The organism is Candidatus Nitrosopumilus koreensis AR1, assembly GCF_000299365.1.
Classification (GTDB): Archaea; Thermoproteota; Nitrososphaeria; order Nitrososphaerales; family Nitrosopumilaceae; genus Nitrosopumilus; species Nitrosopumilus koreensis.
In genome coordinates this window covers 1,136,428-1,156,847 of the sequence record NC_018655.1, presented here as the reverse complement: position 1 = coordinate 1,156,847, position 20,420 = coordinate 1,136,428, and the positions used below count along the sequence as shown (strand labels likewise).

General features: G+C 35.5%; 26 protein-coding genes and 1 pseudogene. 12 read left to right on the top strand and 15 right to left on the bottom strand.

The window, feature by feature from the left end; genetic code table 11:
• Nucleotides 1-93: 93 nt before the first annotated feature.
• The 3 genes from NKOR_RS06920 (at nt 94) to NKOR_RS06910 (ending at nt 3,891) form a co-directional block, all read left to right on the top strand.
• Nucleotides 94-1,305: a hypothetical protein gene (locus tag NKOR_RS06920; protein ID WP_014963646.1), complete on the top strand. Its 1,212-nt coding sequence runs from the start codon at nt 94-96 to the stop codon at nt 1,303-1,305.
• A 133-nt stretch (nt 1,306-1,438) separates the two neighbouring features.
• A complete protein-coding gene (locus NKOR_RS06915) occupies nt 1,439-1,816 on the top strand; it encodes a hypothetical protein (protein WP_026089977.1) in 378 nt (125 codons plus the stop codon).
• 35 nt (nt 1,817-1,851) lie between these two features.
• Nucleotides 1,852-3,891, top strand: a complete 2,040-nt coding sequence (locus tag NKOR_RS06910) for a sodium-translocating pyrophosphatase (RefSeq protein ID WP_014963644.1) — start codon at nt 1,852-1,854, stop codon at nt 3,889-3,891.
• On the opposite strand, the gene NKOR_RS06905 is transcribed toward NKOR_RS06910, so the two are convergent.
• Genes NKOR_RS06905 through NKOR_RS06885 form a run of 5 tightly spaced genes read right to left on the bottom strand, consistent with a single transcriptional unit; the run spans nt 3,878 to nt 5,990 of the window.
• On the bottom strand, nt 3,878-4,072 hold the full coding sequence (locus tag NKOR_RS06905; protein ID WP_014963643.1) for a hypothetical protein: 195 nt from the start codon (nt 4,070-4,072) through the stop codon (nt 3,878-3,880). The two genes, NKOR_RS06910 and NKOR_RS06905, sit on opposite strands and share 14 nt — an antisense overlap.
• Before the next feature lie 57 nt (nt 4,073-4,129).
• Nucleotides 4,130-4,387 (bottom strand): DUF2024 family protein, encoded by a 258-nt coding sequence (locus NKOR_RS06900; RefSeq protein ID WP_014963642.1) that lies wholly within the window; start codon nt 4,385-4,387, stop codon nt 4,130-4,132.
• 50 nt (nt 4,388-4,437) lie between these two features.
• Nucleotides 4,438-4,818: an Hsp20/alpha crystallin family protein gene (locus tag NKOR_RS06895; RefSeq protein ID WP_014963641.1), complete on the bottom strand. Its 381-nt coding sequence runs from the start codon at nt 4,816-4,818 to the stop codon at nt 4,438-4,440.
• A gap of 4 nt (nt 4,819-4,822) precedes the next feature.
• Entirely contained in the window at nt 4,823-5,536 is a 714-nt protein-coding gene (locus NKOR_RS06890; RefSeq protein ID WP_016939294.1) for a proteasome assembly chaperone family protein, read from the bottom strand.
• Between the two features lie 28 nt (nt 5,537-5,564).
• Nucleotides 5,565-5,990: a universal stress protein gene (locus NKOR_RS06885; RefSeq protein WP_014963639.1), complete on the bottom strand. Its 426-nt coding sequence runs from the start codon at nt 5,988-5,990 to the stop codon at nt 5,565-5,567.
• 114 nt (nt 5,991-6,104) lie between these two features.
• On the opposite strand from NKOR_RS06885, the gene NKOR_RS06880 reads away from it, so the two are divergent.
• From NKOR_RS06880 to NKOR_RS06870, 3 genes are all read left to right on the top strand, one after another.
• Complete coding sequence (locus tag NKOR_RS06880; protein ID WP_014963638.1) at nt 6,105-6,566, top strand: CBS domain-containing protein; 462 nt, start codon at nt 6,105-6,107, stop codon at nt 6,564-6,566.
• A 6-nt stretch (nt 6,567-6,572) separates the two neighbouring features.
• Nucleotides 6,573-6,794, top strand: a complete 222-nt coding sequence (locus tag NKOR_RS06875; protein WP_014963637.1) for a hypothetical protein — start codon at nt 6,573-6,575, stop codon at nt 6,792-6,794.
• Between the two features lie 146 nt (nt 6,795-6,940).
• The gene (locus NKOR_RS06870) at nt 6,941-7,324 is read left to right on the top strand and encodes a cyclophilin-like fold protein (protein ID WP_014963636.1); all 384 of its coding nucleotides are present in this window, start codon (nt 6,941-6,943) and stop codon (nt 7,322-7,324) included.
• Here NKOR_RS06870 and NKOR_RS06865 read toward each other — a convergent pair whose 3' ends face one another.
• Together NKOR_RS06865 and NKOR_RS06860 are read right to left on the bottom strand one after the other, a co-directional pair.
• On the bottom strand, nt 7,325-7,717 hold the full coding sequence (locus NKOR_RS06865) for a M67 family metallopeptidase (RefSeq protein ID WP_014963635.1): 393 nt from the start codon (nt 7,715-7,717) through the stop codon (nt 7,325-7,327).
• Nucleotides 7,718-7,719: 2 nt separating this feature from the next.
• Nucleotides 7,720-8,814 carry a cupredoxin domain-containing protein gene (locus NKOR_RS06860; RefSeq protein ID WP_016939293.1) on the bottom strand — a complete coding sequence of 365 codons (1,095 nt, stop codon included), beginning with the start codon at nt 8,812-8,814 and terminating at the stop codon, nt 7,720-7,722.
• A 98-nt stretch (nt 8,815-8,912) separates the two neighbouring features.
• Between NKOR_RS06860 and NKOR_RS06855 the strand changes: the two genes are divergently transcribed.
• Nucleotides 8,913-9,800: a heme o synthase gene (locus tag NKOR_RS06855; RefSeq protein ID WP_016939292.1), complete on the top strand. Its 888-nt coding sequence runs from the start codon at nt 8,913-8,915 to the stop codon at nt 9,798-9,800.
• Nucleotides 9,801-9,802: 2 nt separating this feature from the next.
• Here the strand turns inward: NKOR_RS06855 and NKOR_RS06850 are convergent, their stop codons facing one another.
• Genes NKOR_RS06850 through NKOR_RS06830 form a run of 5 tightly spaced genes read right to left on the bottom strand, consistent with a single transcriptional unit; the run spans nt 9,803 to nt 13,937 of the window.
• Nucleotides 9,803-10,099 carry a hypothetical protein gene (locus tag NKOR_RS06850; RefSeq protein ID WP_014963632.1) on the bottom strand — a complete coding sequence of 99 codons (297 nt, stop codon included), beginning with the start codon at nt 10,097-10,099 and terminating at the stop codon, nt 9,803-9,805.
• A gap of 2 nt (nt 10,100-10,101) precedes the next feature.
• Nucleotides 10,102-12,270: a CDC48 family AAA ATPase gene (locus tag NKOR_RS06845; protein WP_014963631.1), complete on the bottom strand. Its 2,169-nt coding sequence runs from the start codon at nt 12,268-12,270 to the stop codon at nt 10,102-10,104.
• A gap of 8 nt (nt 12,271-12,278) precedes the next feature.
• A complete protein-coding gene (locus NKOR_RS06840; RefSeq protein WP_014963630.1) occupies nt 12,279-12,560 on the bottom strand; it encodes an elongation factor 1-beta in 282 nt (93 codons plus the stop codon).
• Nucleotides 12,561-12,564: 4 nt separating this feature from the next.
• A complete protein-coding gene (locus NKOR_RS06835; protein WP_014963629.1) occupies nt 12,565-12,747 on the bottom strand; it encodes a zinc finger domain-containing protein in 183 nt (60 codons plus the stop codon).
• Between the two features lie 53 nt (nt 12,748-12,800).
• The gene (locus NKOR_RS06830) at nt 12,801-13,937 is read right to left on the bottom strand and encodes an NAD(P)/FAD-dependent oxidoreductase (protein WP_014963628.1); all 1,137 of its coding nucleotides are present in this window, start codon (nt 13,935-13,937) and stop codon (nt 12,801-12,803) included.
• 66 nt (nt 13,938-14,003) lie between these two features.
• Between NKOR_RS06830 and pth2 the strand changes: the two genes are divergently transcribed.
• From pth2 to NKOR_RS06810, 4 genes and pseudogenes are all read left to right on the top strand, one after another.
• Nucleotides 14,004-14,357: a peptidyl-tRNA hydrolase Pth2 gene (gene pth2, locus NKOR_RS06825; RefSeq protein WP_016939291.1), complete on the top strand. Its 354-nt coding sequence runs from the start codon at nt 14,004-14,006 to the stop codon at nt 14,355-14,357.
• Between the two features lie 45 nt (nt 14,358-14,402).
• Nucleotides 14,403-16,010: an NHL repeat-containing protein gene (locus tag NKOR_RS06820; protein ID WP_014963626.1), complete on the top strand. Its 1,608-nt coding sequence runs from the start codon at nt 14,403-14,405 to the stop codon at nt 16,008-16,010.
• Nucleotides 16,007-17,201: pseudogene (truD, locus tag NKOR_RS06815) on the top strand (tRNA pseudouridine(13) synthase TruD). Before NKOR_RS06820 ends, truD begins: the two are co-directional and overlap by 4 nt.
• 66 nt (nt 17,202-17,267) lie before the next feature.
• Nucleotides 17,268-17,498: an Lrp/AsnC ligand binding domain-containing protein gene (locus NKOR_RS06810; protein ID WP_014963624.1), complete on the top strand. Its 231-nt coding sequence runs from the start codon at nt 17,268-17,270 to the stop codon at nt 17,496-17,498.
• Here the strand turns inward: NKOR_RS06810 and NKOR_RS06805 are convergent.
• On the bottom strand, nt 17,495-17,704 hold the full coding sequence (locus NKOR_RS06805; protein ID WP_014963623.1) for a hypothetical protein: 210 nt from the start codon (nt 17,702-17,704) through the stop codon (nt 17,495-17,497). The genes NKOR_RS06810 and NKOR_RS06805 overlap by 4 nt on opposite strands.
• A 37-nt stretch (nt 17,705-17,741) precedes the next feature.
• Complete coding sequence (locus NKOR_RS06800) at nt 17,742-19,220, bottom strand: hypothetical protein (protein ID WP_232202939.1); 1,479 nt, start codon at nt 19,218-19,220, stop codon at nt 17,742-17,744.
• Between the two features lie 245 nt (nt 19,221-19,465).
• On the opposite strand from NKOR_RS06800, the gene NKOR_RS06795 reads away from it, so the two are divergent.
• Complete coding sequence (locus NKOR_RS06795) at nt 19,466-20,152, top strand: hypothetical protein (RefSeq protein ID WP_014963621.1); 687 nt, start codon at nt 19,466-19,468, stop codon at nt 20,150-20,152.
• A gap of 3 nt (nt 20,153-20,155) precedes the next feature.
• Here the strand turns inward: NKOR_RS06795 and NKOR_RS06790 are convergent, their stop codons facing one another.
• Entirely contained in the window at nt 20,156-20,404 is a 249-nt protein-coding gene (locus NKOR_RS06790; protein ID WP_014963620.1) for a hypothetical protein, read from the bottom strand.
• Nucleotides 20,405-20,420 lie beyond the last annotated feature (16 nt).

The following is a 20,420-nucleotide window of genomic DNA, read 5'->3' as shown; positions in this document are numbered from 1 at the left end:
TTTACGTATTAAATAATTTAGAATATCCCAAATAGGAGTTTTAAATACAAATACCTCTGATCATTTTTTACACTCTTACTAGCACTTTGTTTTATGTCTGATTCGATTTTTCCTCAAATTGAAGGTAATAAATTCAATAATTGGTGTGAACGGAAAATAGTAATTTCTGAAAGCGATTTAAAGACACAAAAAGCATTTCGATACGCTGCCAGAAAAGATCTCACTACTGCTGAAGGTTCAGCGTTCTTCTTACATGAATTAACAAATTGTGATGGGTTTGAGTTTGTTGCTTTTTCAAGCTCAAAATTAACAAATCCTATAACTCTTAATGGGAACATCACTCTTGTTCCATGTTTTACACTAGGAAATAGAATTAGTAAAGATGATCCAATTGGATTAAAAACTATGGATATGGATAGGCGTTCTAGATTTGTGTATGATGGATGGTTGCCAATATCTGATTGGTCTGAAGACAATGTTCGAAAATCATTAAAAGAAATAGACAAGGCCCTTTCTTCATTTTCTTTAAAAACTGGAACTTATTTTGAATGGTTGCCAAAATACGAATCTCATGATCATGGTTCATCCTATCAATTTACTGAAGAACATTTACAAGAATTAGAAAATATCACATCAAAATTAGAAAATATTCCACAAGAAGATCATTATGCTATATATCGTAGTATTGGTTGGTTATCTCAATCATTTAGATTGAATGATCCCTCTGCGAAATTTTTATTTTTTATTTTAACTATTGAATCTCTTGCATATTATATAGAAAAAGAGGCAAAAGAAAATTCTTCATTAATTCAATTTAGAGCAGACAATAGGACCAAGAGTGAACGTAAAGAAAATATGAAAAATTGCATTGAACAATCTTTAAGTGAACTTGGAAAGAATCCAATAGAATCCATAAAAAATGCATATCTGAATTGTATAGAAACTGGCTCTACTCAAACACTAAAATCTCATATCGAAAAATTACATGGTAAAGATTCTGAAACTTACAAACTATTGTTTGAAAAACAATCTGAAGATATGTCCCTCTATAATCTTAGGCATAAGATTGCTCATGGTAATAGTTACACCATTACCGAATCCGAAAGAGAGAAAATTAAAAATCGATTATGGGATGCTGAAAGAGTTGCAAGAGGATATTTGTTAAAAATACTAAAGACTCTGTTTGGAATTGAACATTTTTCTACTAAATTCACAGCTGAAATTTTTGTTTCTGCTGGAAATATGGTGGGGAGTAAGGGAATGAAATATGGCGGTCCAGTCCATATGGCAATTCTTTATGGATAATTGACCTTATTTTAGACATATTTCGTACTTTCAAAGCTCTTATTTTAGTCACAAAATCTGTCAAATGCGTTTTATTTTACCGATACAAAATACTGACATTCCAAGATAAACATAGATTGTATGATTGGATTATGTGAAGCTTGATCCTGAATTGAAATTGCAAATTTTAGAAAAAGTTGGGATCTATGCTAATCGATTCTCTATTCCTGAACCTACAATCTTACTAACTACAAAAGAAGTTCTAGATGCGCCAAAGGAGATGACTGAAGGAAGACGTACATCTGCTTACAAGTACTATGGAGTATCTTATCTTCAACACAATTTAGTTTTCATTAATGTGAGAAAAATTCCTGATGAGAAAACTCTTGAAAACACAATTGTTCATGAATTGATCCATATGCGATTCCCATATCTTGCACATGGAAAGAGATTCAACAAACTCGTAAGGCAGGGTTTGCGTGGCAAATCATTTCTGCCATACAGAAAAAGAATCAGAGTCTCCGCTATTTGATTTATATTTCCCAGACTAGGGCAAGCGAGTATAACATGGAAATCGCTGAGATTCTGCCATTTATCGCAGGAATTGCATCATTTTTAGTCGCTGGCGGATTGGTTGCTTGGATTTCAAAGCAGCCTTCTGGAACAAAAGAGATGATGGATATCTCAAATGCTGTCAAAGTTGGCGCTGCAGCATTTCTAAAAAGAGAGATGAAAATTATCATTCCTGTTGCAATTGCATTAACAGTGATTATTGGCGCATTTCTTACTCCCTCAAACGGTCTTGCGTTTGCAGTTGGCGCAGCATTGTCTGCAGTTGCAGGAATTATCTCATTAAAAATTACAGTAAAAGCAGCAGTAAGAGCTGCTCATCTTAGCAATGATGGTCTTGGAAAGACTTTTGCTATGGCCTTTAGAGGTGGTGCAACTGTCGGTCTTGCAGTACCTGCAATGGCATTAATGGCAATTGCAGGATTGTATGTCATTTTCCCTGACCCCATCACAATTGCTGGTGTGGGAATTGGCGCAAGTTTAATTGCATTATTCATTAGAATTGGTGGTGGTATTTTCACAAAGGCTGCAGATATGGGTGCAGACTTGGTAGGAAAGGTTGAAGCAAATATTCCTGAGGATGATCCTAGAAACCCTGCAACTATCGCAGATAACGTAGGAGATAATGTTGGAGATGCAGCAGGAATGGGTTCTGATGTTTATGAGTCTTATATTGTTACAATTTTAGCAGCATTACTAATTGCGGCACTAATTGGTGCTCCAAACTATTTCCTTTACCCAATTCTAATCGGCTCATCTGGAATGATTGCATCAATTATTGGTGTTGTCATTGTTGGCTCTAAAGGAGTAACTGATGTAATGAAACCGCTTAATCGTTCATTCTATGTTTCAGCTGGGATTGCAATTGCATTAAACTATGTATTCATCACACAATTCATTGAACAATCCGCTGCAGGAATTGCATTGTTTGGGACAACCGTAATTGGTGTTATTCTAGTACCTGTGATTCAAAAAATTACTGATAACTATACTAGTTACAAGCATGGTCCTGTAAATGAAATTGCAGATTCTGCAAAGTGGGGATATGCATCATTAACATTAATGGGCATTATCAAAGGTATGCAATCAACAGGCCCTTTCATGATTGCACTAGTTGTTGCAATCATTATCTCTTACAGTATTGCATCTGCAGCAGCTCCTGAAGGCGCAGATCCTGTATTGTATGGAATCTTTGGAACTGCTCTAACTGCAATGGCAATGTTGAGTCTTGCAGGAATTGTTCTAAGTATTGATGCATTTGGCCCAATTGCAGATAATGCAGGAGGTATTGTTGAGATGACTGGCATGGGTGAAGAAAACCGTAAAGTCACAGATGAAATTGATGCAGTTGGAAATACTACCAAGGCAGTTACGAAGGGATTTGCTATTGCAAGTGCTGCACTAGCTGCATTGGCCATGATTCAGGCATTCCAATTTGAGGCAGCTCATATCTTTGAAGGAGTTTTAGATTTAGATTATAGTTTAACGAACCCTGCAATTATTGTAGGTCTTTTGATTGGTGGACTGATTCCATTTATCATCACAGGCCAACTAATCAATGGTGTATCTCGTGCTGCCGGAAAGATGGTAGATGAGGTAAGAAGACAATTCAAGTCAGATCCAGGAATTCTTACTGGTAAATCAAAACCAGATTATGCTAAATGTGTAGATATTGCAACTGTTGCTTCTATTAGAGAACTTTACAAACCTGCATTAGTTGCAATCCTTGCTCCAATTATTCTAGGTGTTTTGTTAGGTCCAACTGCAGTAGCTGGATTGTTAATGGGTGCTGTGGTTACTGGAATACTCCTTGCATATCACTTGGCAAATACTGGTGGCGCATGGGATAATGCAAAGAAACTAGTTGAGATGAAAGGCGAAAAAGGTTCTGAAGTTCACAAGGTGGCAGTTGTTGGTGATATTATAGGTGATCCTTACAAAGACACTGCAGGTCCTGCACTTAACACTGTAATCAAATTGCTAAATACAATTGCAATCGTGTTTGTATCTGCATTTGTTGCAATCATTGCACTTTAGTTTCTTCAATAATCAAGGTCATATCTAATTCGTCAACCTGAGCTTGAATTGCTTTTTTCAAAGTTTCATTATGTGCATCACAGAATTTGAAGTAATCATCTGCTGTCTGAAAGCAACCACAAATCCATCTTGTTTTTTTGTCTCCTTCTACTGTCCACTTTGAATATTTTTGTTCATCCATATGTGACAAATATCTGTTAATCTAAAAAATGTGTCTTATAGAAAAAGGAAAAAGTGTTTAAGGACAGCCTTCCATTTTTTGGATAAAGTAGCCGTTTTCCTTAATTGCCTGTTCAACAGGCTCTGGTGCACCTTGGGAGTGGCAGAACTGACATTCATTTTGAGTCATTACTGCATTTTCCTCTCCAATTGATTTTAACCACTCTTTACCATATGTAATGGCTTTATCGTGATCTTTTTCACCCGTGATTACATCAAAGTGCATGGTATGACCATCTGCTGCTTTGACATAAGTGTCGTATACGTGAATTTCCATAAATTTAATTAAAAAAAGGCATATTTAATTCAAAATGAATGTCTCAATCGTTAGTTGATCTTTATGGAATGACCTGATGTTTTTTTTGGAATTTTAATTACTAACCTGCCTTTCTGAAATTTTGCAGTTGTCTTTTTTATCTCAATTTTACCTGAAAGTGATATTGATTTTTTAAAATATTCAAATTTTGAAATTTTTCCTAGTTTTTCTTCCGAGTATTCTTCTTTGAGTTTTGCCTCCACATTAATCGCATTTCCATCAAAAGTAATCTTGATATCTTTCTTGTTTACCATTGGTAGATCTAATTCCAATATCCAATGATTATCAAATTCTTTTAGATATGATAATGGAGATAGAATTCTATGCTCAATATCGTCAATTAATGAACTAATAGATGGGAATACTGTTCTTATCTCAAAACTTTCTTTCATTTTATCACCTGTATATCTGGGGAGTACTCCCTTGTTTCTCTTGTTGTTGTAATGTGCGAATTGTTTCTTCCATGAGATTCCTATGTTGAATTCGTAATTTGTCTATCTTATTTTTAATATCTTGAATATCCACTTTGACATCTAAAATCTTTGCAAGTGTCTCAATTGCAACAATTGAAGCTTCAGGATCTGGAAAAAATGGATGACATTCAGCATATAGTACAAGTACTGGAATCTTGGTTTTCCTAAAAACTGAAATTATTGAAGCGTCTGTTCCAAAAATCGAACCATCTAAGAATTTTGGAATTTGATTTTTGTATAATGTATTTTCTAGTATCGAATGGGTGACTAGGCCAAAAATTTTTGGTGCATTTTTTTCTTTGTTTGCTGTTTCCATGCCGCTAACAATAATTATTTTCTTTATGGTGTTTTTCCTACAAAATTCATGTATTGCATGTGCAAAACCTTCTGCCAAGTACTGATTAAATGGAACATCTGAAATTATTACAAAAATATTTCTTTTATTGTATACTCTAATTGGAGCCAGAATTTCTCCGTTTTCTACAAACAGTGTTGATGGCAAGTCCGGCACTTCTATCTCTCCAATTTGTCTCATCTTTAGGGAATGAATTAGATATGAAATTGCAAATGTTCCTACAAGCCCGTTACTTGGAAATCCCACAAGCAATGTATTTTCTTGAGTGTTTGGTTTTATCATTTTCAAATATTGCCCTTCAAAAATTCAATCATTTTGCAATTAATACTGGTTTCTTTGATTTATGCAGTACATAATTTGACGTACTTCCTAGGAATATTTCTTTTGCAGCTCCCATGCCTCTTGAACCGATAACGATAAGATCAAAGTTTTTCTTTTCAGCAATCTCAACAATTCTTTTTTTCTCGTCTCCGTATGAGACTCTTTCAAAAAACAATATTCCTTTCTTTGCTGCAGTTGTCTTTGCTTTTTTCATAATTTTTTGTGCATGCTTTAACAGAATTTTTTCTACGGGTGTTATTGGATCATTAGTTCTAGGTTTTGTAATTCCAAGCACGTATAGACCTGTAATTGTAGCATGATTTTCTCTTGCCATGTGAATTGCCATATCTAGTCCTCTGAAAGAATTTGAAGATCCATCTAATGGAACAAGTATGCTTGAAATTTTTCTTACCATGATGCACTATAGATAATTTTTAATTTAAAAGAATTTGTGATTATCTTTTATGATTTTCACTCATGATATTCTAGAAGAGTCTAAAATAACGAATTATTGTAATAAAATTGTAAAATGTCTGGTGGAAAAACAATGACTATTGCAGATGTCATGACAAAATCTGTCATATCTGTAGATTCATCTATGAATGTAAATGAAGCTGCAAAAATGATGGAAGATGCAAAGGTTGGCGCAATTATTGTTATGGAAAATAACACCCCTGTAGGAATTGTCACTGATAGAGATTTTTCAGCTAAAATAGTTGCCCATGCTTACCCTATCACAACTCCTGTAAAACAAATAATGTCTTCTCCAATGTTTTCAGTAAGTTCAGATGAATCCATAAGATCTGCTGCTGATTTAATGCATGAAAGAGGAATCAGAAAACTGCCTGTAATTGATAATGATGTTGTAGTCGGAATCATAACTGCCTCAGATATTGTTAATTTACTTGCAGTATCTACTGAGGATGACATAAAAGACATTTACTTTCATTCTGTGGCAAAGATTTTTACAAATTACAGTCCATATAATTAGATAGATATGGTTCTCCCAATCGTAATCTTGATTGCAATTCCTGTTTTTTTAGGAATCACTTATGTGCCTACGTTTGATCTGCCTGAAGAACCTAATGAACCACCAATCCCAGAATCTTCTGGCATAGACATACTTTATTTTCTATTAATGGGAATTTGGATTGTATTTTTGTTGAGGATCATTATATTGATGAAAAGAGGAACATACAAAATTACTCAGAGATATTGATATGAACACCGCACCGTATTGGGATAGACATGTATGTTCTGATTGTAAACGAATGAAATGTCAAAAAGGTTGCATATGTGATTGTCATCAGTTGCGAGACCGCATAAACTAAGTATTCTTATGTGTGTCAAACCCTTTACAAAATAATGAAACACACAATTCATGTTGATATAGAATCCTCAAAAATAATCTTAGAGTTAGATGATTCTAATTCCCCAAAAACAGTAAACGAGTTTGTTGAAAAATTACAATTTACCGTGGATCTTAATGTTTGGGGTGATGAAATCTATTCATCAAATTCTCCAATTAATCAACCTGAAGAAAATGCCCAGTCTCCTGTTCAATTAAATGATGTGGCCTATTGGCCTACGGGAAAGGCTATCTGCTTGTTTTATGGTTCTACTCCTATTGGTAATCCTGGGGAGATAACTCCTGCATCTCCAGTTAACATTATTGGAAAAATAATTTCTCCTGACAAATCAATTCTTGATGTGGCTGATGGAACAAGAGCCACGTTTAGACGGGCCTAACTATTTTTCCTCAATTGGAATTTCTATAATTTCTGATTCTAACCTATATGCTCTAAAATCCTTGTTTTCGCCAGAGTAAATTATCCATGCAACAGGATTGCTCTGCATGAATTTCTTGTCTGTACTTGATGGATATGCCTCTGAATTTGGATGCGAATGAAAAATGCCTATCACATCCACGTTTTTTTCTTCGGCAGTCTTGTATCCTTCAATAAGCTGCTCATTTGAAATGGTAAAATTTACTGGTGATTCTTCAATATTTTTTGTCAAAAATATCTCTGATACTGTTTCATTTTTACCAAATAGTATGGCGCATGATTCGTTTGGTTTTTCATTTTCAGCATGTTCTGTAAGAATTTTCTTGTCTGAACTTGATAAGATGATTTTCTGCAAATCTATTCTACGTTAACAGTTCCTACCATCCATGGATGGAATGTACAGTAATAATCATAACTTCCTGCTTCTGTAAACGTAAATTCAAAACTATCTCCTGCTGACATCATCTCAGAATCAAAAACTCCTGTTGCATCTGTAGGTGGTTGCCCTGATGTTGCTGTGTGTACTGTATTGTCTGCATTCTCCCATTGAACAGTATCTCCTACCGATACTGTAATTACTTCGGGATCATAATAGATTTTACCCTCTTCTGGAATTGCTGCACCTTCTGGTATTACAACTTTGATTGGTTCCTTTGCTGCTTCAATTGTTAATGTTGCAACCATCCAAGGATGTACAATACAGAAATATTCATACTCGCCAGTTTCTAAATTAGTAGTATCAAGTGTAAATGATTCGCCTGCTCCTAACAACCCTGTATCAAATGTTTCTCCAAAGTCTGCAGCACTAGTTGCAGTATGTGCAACAGAGTCTGTATTTGTCCATTTAACTACATGTCCTTGTTGAACAACTGCTGCATCAGGATCGAAATCAGGATTTCCTTCTTGGGATGAACCTTCAAGAATTTCAATTGCAAAGATGGGTCCTGTTGGTGCAACTTCTTTGGCACTTGGTTCTTCAACTGTAATTTCTTGAGGAATCATATATGTGTCTGGACTAACAAATCCAAATGCGACCCATGCAATGATTCCTACGGCTGATGCCATTGCTACAATAGAGCCTACTGGCTTCAAGTATGGTGGATGCTTCATTGCAAGATACGCTATGATGATTGCTGGAAATGCAATTCCCATTAAAATTCCCGCTATAGTGACTGTATATGCAGAAGTATTCATTGTAAATGCAAATGCTCCAAATCCTAATGCAATAGATGCAATTACCAACACTGTTGCTTTTGCTCTATTGCTAGTTGAGATTCCTCCATCTAAGATGCCTGCAGATAAGAAGATTAGCCCTACAAACATGGTAAGACCAGTCAAGGCATGCATTCCATCAATGAATGTATGTGCTATTCCTGCATATGATAAGACGACTCCAGCCAATCCTATGGATGTGAGTCCCATTCCCGGCATCATGAGGTCCCAATTACTCATTTAACGTAGCTGGTAGGGCTGAGATACTTATTCCTTTTGAAATGTTATGGATCAATGGACGAAGAAATTAAATGGCTTTGGACTAGGATAGAGTGAGATTGGGATTCAATGAGATAATGGAAATATCCAAACCAAGGATAGTTGTTCTTCTAGTAATTACTGCGGTTACTTCGATGTATGCCGCAAGCAAGCTTGTTCCAGGTGCTCCTGAACTTGATTATTGGTCATATATGCATATCATTATTGCTGGTGCATTGGCATCTGCTGGTTCTAGTGCCCTAAATCACTATTATGATAGAGACATTGATCCTAAAATGGAGCGAACAAGCAAACGGCCTATTCCTTCAGGACGAATGACAGCGTCTCATGTTTTGATATATGGATTGGTTGTTAGTTGCGTCTCTGTAATTTACGGATTCTTTGCATTAAATGCTGTTTCTGCATTCTTTATTGCAGTTGGAATTTTCTCTTACGTTATTATCTATACTGCTTGGCTAAAACGTCTAAACACTTCAAACATTGTAATTGGTGGAATTGCTGGCAGTGCAGCTGCATGGGCTGGCTGGTCTGCAGCTACTGGAAGCATGGATCTTTTGGGATTCTTAGTTGGATTTCTTGTATTTGTTTGGACACCTTCGCATTTTTGGTGTCTTGCAATGAAGATCAAAGACGAATATGCACAAGCTAAGGTTCCAATGTTGCCTGTTGTAATTGGGATGCAAAAAACATCAAAGTATATTTTGGGAAACACGATAATCTTGCTTCCTTATTCTTTAATTCTCTCGTTTATCCCTGATGGATTGGGTGTTGTTTATACTGTAATTGCAGCTGTGTCTGGTGGATTGATGTTGGCATATCATTACAAACTTACAAAGACTCCTACATCTGAATTTGCTTGGAAAGCATACAAAGTTACTGCTCCGTATCTTACAATAATTTTTGTAGCAGTTGCACTAGATGCAGCATTTCATATTCCTTTGTTTTAGAATTATTTTTCAAAACCTGGAAAACTTGCTTCGTAGTCTTTTTCCATCATTTCTTTATTTTGTTCATCGACTTCATCGACTTCAATTTCTTCTAAGAAAACCTCAATTCTGCGCTCATCTTTTGTAATCCAAGATACTTTGATGAGTCCAAGAATTTCTAAATCTAAAAGTATCTTGTTGAATCTGGCTTCTGTAATGGCAAAGCCCTCTTTTGTTAAAATTTTGTAAAGCTCAACATCTGTTAATGAACCTGCTTCTTTAATTTTGTCAAACACTGTATTTCTGATTGGTATTGTCATTTTTATCCGTAGAATGTTTTATCTCCTGTCTTTGGTACCACGTTAGATATACTTTCCTTCACTGAATTATACCATTGATCAACTTCTTTTGTAATTGATGGTCTTACACGTTTCAAACTATTTGCAAAGTCTTGACTGGATATTTTTGTTGCATTGTTTTGCATGGCCTGAACTGCTGCTTCTCTACATAATGCTGCCAAATCTGCACCCGTATAATTTTGAGTTGCAACTGCAATCTCTTGTAATTTTACATCATTTGTTAGTGGCATTTTTTTTGTCAAAATTTTAATGATCTCTAATCTTCCTTTCTCATCTGGAGGGGAAACATACAGAACTAAATCTAATCTTCCAGTTCTTAACAATGAATTATCTACCACATCTGGTCTATTTGTAATTCCAATAACTACAACACGTGAAGAAATTCCTTCTTCAATCTCTGTAAGTAGTTGGCTTAGGATGTTTTCACCCACTCCTCCTTCTCCTGATTTATTGCGTGCAAGTGAGTCTAACTCGTCAAAAATGACTACACATGGAGATGATGCTTTCGCCTTTCTGAAAATTTCTCTAACTGCTTTTTCAGATTCTCCAACCCATTTTGAAAGAATTTCTGGTCCTCTAACCAAAATCATGTTTGCACCAGTTTCAGTTGCAAGAGCTCTGCCAAGCAGAGTTTTCCCACATCCTGGTGGTCCGTAAATTAATGCACCTTTTGGCGGTTTGATTCCCATCTTTGTAAATTTATTTGGTTCATTCATAGCTAAAATCAGATTATCTGTTAATGCTTTTTTGATTTCATCTAGTCCGCCAACGTCTTGCCACCAAACTTTGGGTCGTTCGACATAGAACTCCCTCATTGCAGTTGGGACAACCTCGTGCATTGCATCGTAAAAATCGATTAATTTTATCTTCATTGATTGTAATACTTCTGAAGGTATCTTTTCTGTCTCAAGATCTATTTCAGGCAAATACCTTCTAATTGATTTCATCGCAGCTTCTCTGCATAATGATTTGATGTCTGCTCCTGTGTATCCATGTAATTCTGATGCTAAATCTTTTAGATCTACATCCTCATCAATTGGCATGCCTCGTGTGTGGATTTGAAGAATCTCTATTCTTCCATCCTCGTTTGGAACTGAGATCTCAAACTCTCTGTCAAATCTGCCTGGTCTTCGAAGTGCGGGATCTACACTGTCTGGTCTGTTTGTTGCTCCAAGAACAATGACATTTCCCCTGTCATTTAGACCATCCATTAATGCCAAAAGTTGTGCGACAACTCTTTTTTCAACATCTCCATAAGCTTCTTCTCTTTTTGGAGCAATTGCATCAATTTCATCAATGAAAATAATGCTTGGAGAGTTGTCTTTTGCTTCTTTGAAAATATCTCTTAGCTTTGCTTCTGTCTCACCATAATACTTGTTCATAATTTCTGGACCGTTGATTGGAAACATGTTAGCTTCTGATTCACTTGCCAATACTTTTGCAAGCAAAGTCTTTCCACAACCAGGTGGTCCATAAAGTAAGATTCCACTGTGAGGTTCAATTCCTAATCTGGCAAATAGTTCTGGGTGTTTTAATGGGAGCTCTACTATCTCTCTCATTGCTTTTACTTTTTCTCTTAATCCACCAACTTCTTCATAGGTTACTCTGACCTTTCTGTCCACTGCAGTTTCAGTTGAAATGTTTAATGTGGTGGAGCGGTCAATCTTTACTACTCCTTTTGGTGTAGTCTTTGTAATTTTAAAATCCATGGAATTTCCTAAAATCATTACTGATATTTCATCACCATGTGTAATTGGCAATCCTTTCAATCTGTTTTTCACAAAATCTGTAAACTCTTTGTCTACTGTGACTGTGTCATTTACTGGAGTTAATGAAACTGTTTTTGCCATCTTTGATGTAACTTTTCTAATCTTTACAATGTCGTTTAGAGATGCACCCACATTCTTTCTTGTTTGTCCGTCAACTCTTATGATGTCTGGAAATTTCTCATCTTCGTCAACTGGCCAAATTACTGCACAACTAGTCCTAGAACCCATGACTTCCACAATATCTCCTGGAGTAACTTTAAGAAAGTCCATTGCCTCGGGACCAATTCGAGCTCGCTTTTTACCTACGTCTCTTTGTTTTGCTTCTCCTATTCGCATTTGCAAAGGTTCTTCTTTGCGTACCAAAAAACCACCTATTTCATGTCTACTGACATTCGGCTCATGTTGAGGACTTCAAATTCACTTACACCCTCTGTATTTTTAACAGCATTTTCCAAGGCATCACTTTGACCTTCCTTGTCTTCTAAAACAAATTCTGCTTTCAAAAATTCTAATCCAAATGCCAATGGTTCTTTTGCATGTCTTTTCATCACAATGCCTTCTGGTAATGAAGTTTTGAGATTTTCAGCTAGTTTGTCAAGATCAACTTCTGTTCCTTCTGGAAGAATTTTTGTGATAAATAGTAACTGTGCCATTTTCTTAAGGCCCCTGTGTGTTACATGATGAGCAAGTATAGTTTCTTGCAGCTTCTCTGCAACTTTGACATCTCCAAATTAAATCTGCACCACAATCTGGACAATTGAATTTTACACATTTATCATTAGGCATAATATGTCTGTGACAACAACTACATGTTGGTAATGATATGGTTGATGATGACATACCACGATTTTCTGCAAACATCATTTATACCTTCCTTGAAATTTAGGCATGTTTTACCGGAGTAATTTTTTAAATTCTCCGCCAATAAGTGTCTGGGCTGTTTTGATTGATCCTTTCAATCCTAATAACTTTACAATAGAACCCGTATGAAAATCAAAGTCATCTTTTTCTGATATGTCTTTGAGTATCTCTGGTGTGATTGATTCAAACAATTTGTTGATTGTGTTGTTATCAAGTCTCTCTAAAATTTTCCTTGCAAAAATTTGTTTTTCAAATTCCTTTCCAAATCTGTCCATCCATTTACTTTGATATTCTTCTAGTTTGGATTTGTCATTTGTTTTTAGAAACCTTGAAATCGCTTGTCCTGCATAAACTCCTCCCATTCCACTAGTAAATATGCCCCCTGCAGTTGTTGGTTTTGCCTGACCTGCTGCATCTCCTACAATCACGGTATTATCCACTACAAATTTTTCAATTGGTCCCTTTATCCAAATTGGCGCAAAAATTTTTCTAATTGTAGAGTAATTTCCTCTTTCTTCAAGAATTTTGTCTAGTGTTTCAGTAACGCTGATTCCTTTTCCTGCAACTCCGACTTTACCTTTTCCATCACCTGATGGAATTATCCATGCAAAAAATCTTGGATATTTTTCTTGATCAAAAATTACCTCGACCTTGCCTTTTTTTATCCAATCTGCATAGATTTCATACTGCGCAGATGATAAAATTCCTGTTCTGTCTTTGTGAATCAAAGATGATACACCTCTTGCATCGACAAAAATTTTACAATCAATATTTTCGTCTTTGGTTCTGATTCCAGTATCTGTGATTTCTTGAAAACTGGTTCTAACTTTGATCACGGCCCCATTTTTTTGAGCTTGAAAAGCTATCTGTTTGTCTAATTCCCTTCTGCTAATTTCGATGACTTTTTGATTTTTTGAATTTATCGAAAAACTTTTGCCGTTTGGGGCAGTGATTTTAGCTGATTCTATCATGTGATCAAAAGTTTTTCTAAATGGAATTATTCCAAGTTCTTCTAGCCCTGAAATGCTTACAAGCCCTCCACAATGCTCGGGGGTCCCAATCTCGTAATCCTCTTCAATTACTAGTACTGAAAAACCCTCTGCAGATATTTCTCTTGCACATAATAATCCTGCAACACTTCCGCCTGCAATCACTACATCAAAGTACACAGTTTTTGTTTCTTTGTCAATTATTTAATTCAAAAGTTTTTCATTATGCCTACTTTAGATAATGTTATGGGAGAAATCAAACAAGTAATAGTTGTTAGAACTGATCTTGAAATGGGAAAAGGAAAGATTGCTGCACAAGTGGGACATGCTTGTGTTCTTGGTGCAGAACATGTGCGAAAATCTCATCCTGAATGGTATGAACAGTGGTGGGGTGGACAAGAAAAAGTAGTGGTCAAAGTGTCTGGCATTAAGGATTTACAAGAAGTAAAGAAACATGCAATTGATTTGAATTTGCCCTGGTCTGAGGTTACAGATGCTGGTCATACTCAAATTGCTCCTGGAACTACTACATGCATATCTATTGGTCCTGCACCTGAAAACTTGATTGATAAAGTAACTGGAGATTTGAAATTACTTTAGATATTTTGGAATAAGATATAACAAGGAAAATACGCTTTTTTATTTGTGAAAAAACAGACCAAAGGAATTTTGGCTTTTGCATTTTTAGGAGGTATTATGGTGACTTCGGGAGTTGTTATTGCGATTCCTGGACTTGCACCTGATGAAGATAATCCTGAACTAACAATTACTGGAACTCCTGCAGACAATTTTCCTGATGCAGATCGTCCTAGATTTTGTGGTTCTGGAAATGCACAATCGACTGATTTTGTAACAGAGTATTCAATTCCAACAGAATGCACAAATCCTCTTGCAATAGTTACTGATTATGATGGAAATGTTTGGTTTGCACAAACAAATACTGGTAAACTAGCAAAATTTGATCCTAAAACTGAAACATTTACTGAATATGACAATCCTACATGGCCACAAAATGGCCGTTCAATGATGTGGGGAATTGATTATGCTCCTGATGGTTCTGTATGGTTTACTGATGAGACATTTGACTCTGTATGGAAATTTTCAACCATTGATGAAAGGTATGATCGACTTGGATATCCTTCTGAAGGTGATTCTTTACCTCAAAGGTTACAAGTTGATGGCTCTAAAATCATAATTAATGATTTTACAGGGAACAAACTCACCTTTTTGGATCCAAACCAATCAAGTGATGATGTAAATTATCTTAGCATCCCTTCCCCTGTTGATGATTCTGTTACTGCTGATTTTACAGTAGATGCAGAAAACAATGTCTGGTTTACAAATTGGTTGTTCCAGCAGGGAGGTGTCTTGGTAAAATTTAACCAAAATGGATATTTTGACTCTGTAGCAAATTCAAATGAACAACTCTTACCTTTACTTGACTTTATTGAAATCTATCAATTACCCGTACAATTACTAACTCCAAATGGAGCCGTTGTGTCTGATGATGGAATGATTTGGTTAGCAGACACCACGTCATCATCTTTTTTTAGTTTTAATCCAGTAACTGAAGAATTTACTCAATATGTAACTGCCACTCCGTTGCTTAGTACTTATGGAAACCAAACGGGTGTTATCAAGACCCCTATATCCAGACCGTATTGGATTGACTCTGATGATCAAGGCAGAATTATTTTCAATGAACAAAATGCAAATAACATATCTGTATTTGATCCAAAATCTCAATCCCTTGTAGAATACCATATACCTTCCAAGAATCCTTACTGGGGTGATTGTGATCCTGGAACTGGTCTGATGGTATCTGATTGCGGTCTTGCTCAAATCTTTGATTTTGCTGTAGATGGGAAGAAAATTTGGTTTACTGAATGGGTGGAAAACAATATTGGGGTAGTTGACACGTCTGTTCCTTTGCCTTTTGAAATTCAATTAGACTCTGAAACAATGTCTCTTAGTCCTGGTGATTCTAAAGAATTCAGTTTTATTTTATCTTCAAAATCATCCGATAAGGTGTTGGGAGGAACTTTGATCTTGTCTCCTACACGTGACTTTTTGAATGTAGAACTAGCAGAAAATGACTCTGAATCTTTCCAACTGGTTACTGGTTCTGCTCAAACAATTCATACAATGATTTCAGCATCTGATGATGCAATTACAGGAGAATACAAAATTCTGATTGGAACTCAATCATCAGACATTGCAGTTAGCAAATATGTTACAGTGACAATAGAGTGATTCCTGATTTAGATTATAAAATAGGGATTTCTGTTTATAGCACAAAGTTCGGTGGCATTGGTGGAAAAATTCGTGCAACTGCTGAAGATTTTGAAGTGTTTGAAAAAATTTCAGAGAAAACACAACATACAATTAATCAGGAAGATGGATATGCAGTTTACAAACTAAAAAGAAAAAATTGACACTAATCATGTATTATCTGATGTTTTTAGAAAAAAAGGAATCAGATTAAAATCTCTTGGATTAAAGGATGCATCTGCAGTTACTGAACAATTTGTCTGTTCTGGAAACAAGGGAAAAGCAATTGAAGATTTCTCAACTGAAAAATATTCTCTGAAAAAAATAGGTTTTGTAAAAAAACCTCTATCAAAAAAAGACATGGTTGGAAATCATTTTAGAATTAAAATTTCTGAGTGTTCTGATGGATTATCTTCTTTTGAAGAGTTTGATAAAGTCTTGAATTTTTATGGGTATCAACGATTTGGCTCTAAAAGACCTGTAACACATCTTATAGGAAAAGCGATTGTTCAAAGAAATTTTGAGAAAGCAATTGAATTGATTTTATCTTTTACATCATCATATGATTCAAAAGAAAACAGTGAGATTCGTCAAAAACTTGCTGATAAACAAAATTTCCAACAATATTTTGATCAGATTCCACGTCAAATGGATATTGAAAGAATTGTTATAAAAGAAATGATTGAGCATGATGATGCCTTTCATGCAATACGTTCAATCCCATTATCTTTGAGAAGATTTTACATCCAAGCATATCAGTCATTTATCTTCAACCAGTCTCTGAGTGCGGCTTTTAGCGATGGTGAAAATCTGTTTGAGGCAGAATCAGGTGATGTATGTTTTGATTTTAAAGGTGTTATTGGAAAATTTGTCAAGGGACTGGATCAAAAATTGGCATTGCCTTTTGTTGGTTATTCTTATTATAAAAAAACTAGATTTGGCTACCAAATATCTGAAGTTCTAAAACAAGAAGAGATATCTCCTAAAGATTTTTTCATCAAAGAGATGCAAGAAGTAAGCAATGAGGGTGGCTTTAGACAAGCTGCAATACACTGTACTAACTATTCGTCTCATGATAATTCAGTAGAATTTACGTTGTCAAGGGGATCTTTTGCAACAATTTTGTTGAGGGAGATAATGAAACCCTCTGATCCTATCTTGGCAGGTTTTTGAGATCAATTCTGGAAAAATGTTTTCTTAGCTGTGTTTAAGTTGATGTTTTTTTGATATATTTTAGGCATGGAAAAATCTTACATGTTGATTAGTTGTGAAATTGGAGAAGAGCAATCTCTATACTCTCAACTTAAAGATATTCCTGAAGTCAAAAACTGTATGGTGACTTTTGGCAGCTATGATGTGGTTGCTGAATTTGAAACTGATACACAATCACAGATGAACGAAGTGATAACATCGAAAATTAGGAAACTAAAAAAAATTCGGAGTACTATTACCCTTCGAGCAATTAACTAGTTTCGTTTTATTTTTGTAATGATTATTCCTGATGATGTGATGATGATTCCTATTACAACTATTTGTATTCCATATGTTGTCCACTTTGGATTAGAATACATGAATGATGATTCAGGCCCCACAACTGATTGACCTTGTAAATGAAAGATGATTCCTAATATTCCAATAATAAATCCAGTTCCAATTAATACTAATTCAATTTTCATAAAATCAATGTGTGCTATATGTTAAAAACTTAAAAAATTACTGATTGCCAAAATATGCTTCTTTGATATGGAATTTTGAATCCATTATTTGATTCATGATTTTCTGAGCTTTGTTTTCCTCCCAGATCATTTTGTATTTGATATCTGGTCTGTCTAGCTTGTTTGAACTGGCCTTTGCATAGTCGTAACTTTTTGCATATTCCAAGTCTGTAAATTCTTCTATACATGTTGGACATAATTCTAGCAACTGACCAAATGCTTTGTCTACATTGTCTTTTTTGTATGCTCCAAACTCTGAATGCATCCTGTCAAACACCATTTTCTGGCCATCTTGAATTCTTTCTTTCTTGATGTAGTCTTTGCTCCATGTTCCGTATTGGAATGTCCATGTATCTCCAAACTCATCTACTGCCGTAGTTTTGCTTGTTTCAGTCAGGTGGTAGATATGTCCCTTGTTTACTCCGTCATATTCCTTTGGAGGGTTTAGTGATTCTCCAACCACCTCGATTCCGTGATTGTAATAGTTTTGCCATGAGCTGCGTTTAGTGTCCCATACATCTGTTCCAACAATGTTAAAGTCCAATGGTGCTCTGAACATATGCTGAATTGACACCTTCAAGCACTCGTTAGTGGAGTGTTCCATGCATGAAACCTTGCTTGTAGTGACTTTGATGTTATCAAGTGCATTTTCAGGATCAGTTACTGTTACTGTCTCTGTTCCATCAAAATCAATATCTAGTTCAATCTTTGCTTTGCTATTTGAAATGATATCGCCTTTGTCCATTCCAAATGCAAATGTAAAGTGCCTTATGTTCTGAACTCCTGTATTTTCATAGATCTTAAACTCTGCAACATTTGTCTTTCCAATATCAGCTGTGATTAGTGGGTATGGTGTGAAATACCTCTCAACGTCAACTGTATATCCGTTGTATGAAAAACCACCACTCACCTGACGCTTTCCATGAGAGTCAATTCCTATTGTTGGCTCTTCACAGTCTCCTGCACAACCTGAGCCATTCTTAGATGAATCACTTGATGAACTAGAACTAGTAGCTATACCGAAGTCCCCTGTCAAAGTTATGGCCCCACCTGTTAGTTCTGTATTGTCTGATTCACCTAGCTTTCCATTAGATGTATCATAATTGATTACAGTTGTATCTGGAACAGGAGTAGTTGTAACTCCTGTAGTAGAGTTCACATAAATTGTTAATGTTGTGGAATCCGAACTCCAGAATCCTGTGTACGTTCCACCAGTATCAAAGAGATCTGAGTTTGAAGAGGTAAAATTTGCTTTAATTTCAGTATCTGTCATTGTTCCACTCCCTGTAGCATTAGTTGACGCAAATGACATGATGATTGTATCGTCATTACTGAATATAGTATCTCCATCATCGGGGTCATTTGCTACAATACTAGTAAAAGTAGTAGCATGTGCATTTTGAATCAAAAAAGTGGTACCTGTAAACAAAACACCCAAAACTCCAATTAACAATACTCGTAAAATTACCCGACTCACTCATAACATGTGAGTCTAATCTCTATTAAGTACTTTGATCATGTATTGGAGGGGGAAATAATTAAAAAATATGTAAAAATGACAATTTCCTCTATTATCTTATGCATTAACCAAAAAACAGTATGTGTCCAGCAAAAATGAATACAAATGATATGCTGAAACCATATTACATGTAACTAAAATTGATAATTTGACCAAATGATTTTTGGATTTGGTCTTTAATGATTTTCTGTTGATTCTATCAAATGTACAACTGGGCTGATTCCTATGAATCAAACAACCATAAATATCTGGGATTGATTTTGTTTGGAGCCTCAGCATCTCTTGCAGTAATATTATTCCTAACATTTCATCCTCAAATTGACGAAATGAACAGACAGTCTCCAATTCTAATCAACATAATGTTCATTCCTGCCATGGCCGTTGGATTCCTTTATGGTGTAAGAATTACCGAAAAAGCAGTAAAGCCTTCTGAACTTCGTAGTCCTATAAAACGCTCAATTGTGAAAATTTTCTTGTTTTTCTTTGTAATTGGAGGTATGTTTAGTTCTGTAAACTTTGCAATAAATGGAGGTAGTATAATGCCTGATGTCTCTATTTTTGAGGATGGATTACTTGTATGGGTTAACAGTTTTGTTATTGCAAATGGCGGTGCAACATTTCTAATCATAACAAGTATTACATTGATGGCAGCAGCTACCAAAAGAATTGTTGGTCTGAACACTGGATTCTTAAATAGATTGGTGACTTTTGTTGGAACTTTTGTTTTCTTTACGATGCTAGTACTAAGCTTTACAAAATCTGATCCTACCTCTTCGGGAGTATTTTTGTATACTTTTTATCAGGCGGGAATTGTAGGTGGTGCGTTTTTTGCAATGAATCGATTGACCAAAAATCAAAATATGCTAGAAGATTTTTCAAATGGATTCTAGAAACTATTCTTCCAGATCTACATAAATTCCTGAGATTGGGTTGTTGATTCTATCCCAGTATTTTTCACAACCATCTGTCTTGAAATCATTTGCCTTGCATTCGTTAAAGTGTGCGGTGTGTTCTCTCTGCATGTTGTCTGAAAACAATACGTCATCTGCCATAAAAAGCCCCATTATTCCAATTACTGCTAATGAAGCTGCTACTGCAATCATGGCATATCCTACTTGTGCATGATTGTGAGGCTCTTTCATTTACAAAAAATCAATT